The 240-nt window shown below is 58.8% G+C and carries 1 protein-coding gene; it reads right to left on the bottom strand.

Translation table 11 applies throughout. The features are described from left to right. A partial coding sequence (locus tag ACTD9P_RS30340; protein ID WP_438870528.1) for an immunoglobulin-like domain-containing protein occupies positions 1-240 on the bottom strand: 240 nt, incomplete at both ends.

The raw sequence follows: 240 nt of genomic DNA, 5'->3' as shown, positions 1-240 counted from the left end.
CGCCGGTAATAGTGGTGCTGACAGTGGAGCCATTGTTGTAAACGTCATTGGCCGGCGTATCGACCACAACAGTGCCAACCGACTCCCCAGCCTTGATGGTAATCACCGAGCCGTTGCTCAAGGTGACGGTCACCGGCGTCTGCGCCGGGTTGGTCAAGGTAGCGGTATAGGTAATCTGACCGCCTTCGGTCACGGTGTTACCCGCCGTCAGCGTGACGGTGGTGGTGTCGATCGAATCAG

Origin of the sequence: Pseudomonas onubensis (assembly GCF_965653655.1) — a bacterium.
Classification (GTDB): domain Bacteria; phylum Pseudomonadota; class Gammaproteobacteria; order Pseudomonadales; family Pseudomonadaceae; genus Aquipseudomonas.
Note: the sequence above shows the minus strand (reverse complement) of the source record. Positions and strands in the feature narration are given on the sequence as shown.